Below are 3,983 nucleotides of genomic sequence, written 5' to 3'. Positions count from 1 at the left end.
CGGGCGCGCGGCGCCAGTGCTGCGCACCGGTCCGCGCCCGCTTCTGATGCGCACGGGGCCCGCGCGCCGGCTCGCCGCCGGCGCGCACCCCGACGGCCCGGTACCGCCGCGCGCGTCGCGCCTGCCTGCGCACAAAAAAATGAGGGGGCGTGCATCGCCTTCCGGCCGCGTATCGTTGATGGACGGCCGGTCTGGACATCCTGACCATCCCACTTAACAGTGGGGGCCGGAGATACCGGGGCAGGAAGGGCAGGGGACCGACATGAAGAGCGCAACACGCATCGACGGGAAACGCATCCGGTTCCGTGCGGTCCCTATCCGATCGTTCTCCACCCGATCACTCTCCCTCTGGGCGATCCCCTTCGGCGTGGCCCTGTCGCTGGGGGCCATGCTGACGGGCGCATCGGGCGCGCGGGCGGCGCAGCCGGTCCTGCTGGAACATGCCACGATCATCGACGGCACCGGCCGGGCGCCGCTCGCTGACGGCGCATTGCTGATCCGCGATGGCCGGATCGCGGCGGTAGGGGCCTCCGGCACGGTCGCGGCACCGGGCGCGAAGGTCGTGGACCTGACCGGCCGGACGATCGTGCCGGGCCTGATTTCCGATCACAGCCATACCGGGCTGGTGAAGGGCACGACGGACGACGGTGCCAATTACACGCGCGAGAATATCCTGGCGCAGTTGAAGCAGTACGAACGCTATGGCGTGCTGACCGTGGTTTCGCTGGGCCTCAACAAATCCCCGTTGTTCGACCAGTTGCGGCAGGAGCAGCATGCCGGGCGCAATCCGGGGGCCGACCTGTTCGGGGTCGATCAGGGCATCGGCGCGCCGGATGGCGTGCCGCCGCAGGGCATGTTCCATCTGGGGGCGGACCAGGTCTATCGCCCGACCAGCGTGGCCGAGGCTCAGGCCGCCGTCGATCGCATGGCCGACGAGGGTACGGATCTGGTGAAGATCTGGGTGGATGATTTCCGCAATGGCGTGCCGGGGGCCAAGGGCTATCCCAAGATCGACCCCGTGATCTACGGCGCGGTGATCGAACGCGCGCATGCGCGCGGGATTCGCGTCGCAGCCCATATCCACGACCTCGCCGATGCCAAGGCGCTGGTCACCGCCGGGGCCGATATCATCGCCCACGGGGTGCGCGACCTGCCGGTCGATACCGACTTCATCATGCTGATGGAGCAGAAGGGGGCGTGGTACATCCCCACCCTGGACCTGGACGAGGCGAACTACATCTTCGCCGAACATCCCGAATGGCTGGATGACCCCTTCCTGTCGGCCGGCCTGGACCCCGCCCTGCGGGCGCAGTTCGCCGACCCGGCCTGGCGGGCGAAGATCCTGGCGGCCCCCCTGACGGCAGCGGCGAAGAAGGCGCTGGCGCTCAACGAGCGCAATCTGGTCACGCTTTACCGGTCGGGCATCCATATCGGCTTCGGCACCGATTCCGGCGCCTCGCCCACCCGGATTCCCGGTTTCGCCGAACATCGCGAACTCAAGCTGATGGTGGCGGCGGGGCTGACGCCCATGGAGGCGCTGGCGGTCGCGACCGGCAATGCGGCGGCGCTGATGCATCTGGACGACCGGGGCATCCTGCTGCCGGGCCGCTGGGCCGACCTGGTGGTGGTCTCGGGCGATCCGGCGGCGGACATTACCGCAGTCGACAGGATCGAGCAGGTCTGGCATCGCGGTGCGCGGACCGAGGGGCCGTTGGTCCCCCGCTGATCCCGGCCGCCCGCGCGCGCCGGCCCGGCGGGTAGTGTGCGAGGGAGCAGGAACAGCATGGCCCATATCGTGGTGATCGGCGGCGGACCGGCCGGTCTGGCCGCCTCCGAGGCCCTGGCTGCCGGCGGATGCACCGTGACGGTGGTGGAACGCATGCCGACCATCGGCCGCAAGATGCTGATGGCCGGCCGGGGCGGGCTGAATCTGACCCATTCCGAATCGCTGGAGCGTTTCCTGACCCGCTACGGTGTCGCACGTCCGTGGCTGGAGCCTGCCTTGCAGGCCTTTTCCCCCGATGATTTGCGCGATTGGGCGGCAGGGCTGGGCCAGCCCTGTTTCGTCGGCAGCAGCGGGCGGGTGTTCCCCCAGGCGATGAAGGCGTCGCCGCTGCTGCGGGCCTGGGGCGCGCGACTGGCGGAGCAGGGGGTGACGATCCTGACCCGCCACGCCTGGACCGGCTGGGACGGGCCGGGGCGGGTGCGCGTGGTCTCGCCGCAGGGCGAGCGCGTACTGGCCGCCGACGCGGTCGTGCTGGCGCTGGGCGGGGCAAGCTGGACCCGCCTGGGTTCCGATGGCGCATGGACGGGCCTGCTCGCCGGGGCGGGCGTGGAACTGGCACCGTTCCACCCCGCCAATTGCGGCTTTCGCACCGACTGGAGCGACACGCTGCGCGCGCGTTTCGCCGGCACGCCGCTGCGCGGCATCGCGCTGACGCCCGAGAGCGGCGGCCCGACCGTGCGCGGCGAGGCGGTGGTGACGGCGCGGGGGCTGGAAGGCGGGGCGGTCTACGCCCTCTCGGCCTTGCTGCGCGACCGGATCGCCGCCGAGGGGCAGGCGCGCCTGATGGTCGATCTGCGTCCCGACATGACCGAGGCCGCGCTGGCCGAACGCCTGGCCCGGGTCCGGGGGCGCGAGAGCCTGTCGAACACGCTGCGCAAGGCGTTGCGCCTGCCACCGGTCGCGGTGGCACTGCTGCGCGAGGGGCCGGACGCTCCGCCCCGCGACGCGCCGTCGCTGGCGCGGCTGATCAAGGCAGTGCCGGTCACGCTGACCGCGCCCGATTCGCTGGACCGGGCGATCTCGGTGGCCGGTGGCGTCAGGGCGGATGCGGTGGATGCGCGCTTCATGCTGCGCGCGCTGCCGGGCGTGTTCGTGGCGGGCGAGATGCTGGATTGGGAAGCCCCGACGGGCGGTTATCTGTTGCAAGCCTGCTTCGCGACCGGCCGCGCGGCAGCCCATGGCGTGCGCGACTGGTTGCAGGAGGGGGGCAAGGAACGGTATCCGTCCTGCCCATGACGGTTTCGATCACGATTGGGGATATACGGGGCGGCGGCCCGGCGGTCATGGACCTGGCGGAACTGCTGTCCACCCGCCTGCTGGTGCAGGGCAATTCGGGGTCGGGCAAATCCCACCTGCTGCGGCGCCTGCTGGAGCAGTCGGCAACGCTGGTGCAGCAGGCGATCATCGACCCCGAAGGCGATTTCGTCAGTCTGGCGGAACGGTTCGGCCATCTGGTGATCGACGGCTCGGCCCATACCGAGGCCGAGTTGCAGGCGGCCGGCGAGCGCATGCGCGTGCATCGCGCCTCGGTGGTGCTGAATCTGGAAGGCGCGGACGCCGAGGTGCAGATGCGCCGCGCGGCCGCCTTCCTGGGCGGCATGTTCGAGGTCGGGCGCGAATATTGGTACCCCGTCCTGGTGGTGGTGGACGAGGCGCAGCTTTTTGCCCCCGCCGCCGCCGGCGAGGTGACGGACGAGGCCCGGCGCGCCTCGCTGGGCGCCATGACCAACCTGATGTGCCGTGGCCGCAAGCGCGGCCTAGCGGGGGTGATCGCCACCCAGCGCCTGGCCAAGCTGGCCAAGAACGTGGCCGCCGAGGCGTCCAACTTCCTGATGGGGCGTACCTTCCTCGATATCGACATGATGCGCGCCGCCGACCTGCTGGGCATGGAGCGCCGGCAGGCCGAGAGCTTCCGCGATCTGGAACGGGGCTATTTCGTGGCACTCGGCCCGGCGCTCTATCGCCGCCCGGTGCCGGTGCGCATCGGCGACGTGGAGACCGAAAGCCGGTCCGCCGGGCCGACGCTGCTGCCCATGGGGCCGGCCGCGCCGCCCGAGGATATTCGCGACCTGATCCTGGCGAAACTGCCGGACCGCGAGAGCCTGCCCCGTCCGGCCCGCCCGCCCGCCCCGCCCCCGCCCGCTATTCTGGCGCAACTCGCGGCCCACGCGGCCTCGGCGGCGGTAGAGGCCGAGAT

The 3,983-nt window shown here is 71.1% G+C and carries 3 protein-coding genes; all 3 read left to right on the top strand.

Going from position 1 to position 3,983, the window contains the following annotated elements; translation table 11 throughout:
• The first annotated feature begins 388 nt into the window (after positions 1-388).
• Complete coding sequence (locus ABF821_RS09775) at positions 389-1,726, top strand: amidohydrolase family protein (protein ID WP_183008036.1); 1,338 nt, start codon at positions 389-391, stop codon at positions 1,724-1,726.
• Positions 1,727-1,783: 57 nt separating this feature from the next.
• Entirely contained in the window at positions 1,784-3,022 is a 1,239-nt protein-coding gene (locus ABF821_RS09770) for an NAD(P)/FAD-dependent oxidoreductase (protein ID WP_415529880.1), read from the top strand.
• Positions 3,019-3,983 (top strand): helicase HerA domain-containing protein (locus ABF821_RS09765; RefSeq protein ID WP_415529879.1); only part of this gene is annotated, 965 nt, incomplete at its 3' end. The genes ABF821_RS09770 and ABF821_RS09765, both read left to right, overlap by 4 nt.

Source organism: Gluconacetobacter sp., from assembly GCF_047721585.1.
Lineage (GTDB): Bacteria > Pseudomonadota > Alphaproteobacteria > Acetobacterales > Acetobacteraceae > Gluconacetobacter > Gluconacetobacter dulcium.
The sequence above is the reverse complement of the archived record's forward strand: the minus strand, read 5'-3'. Positions and strand labels throughout refer to the sequence as shown.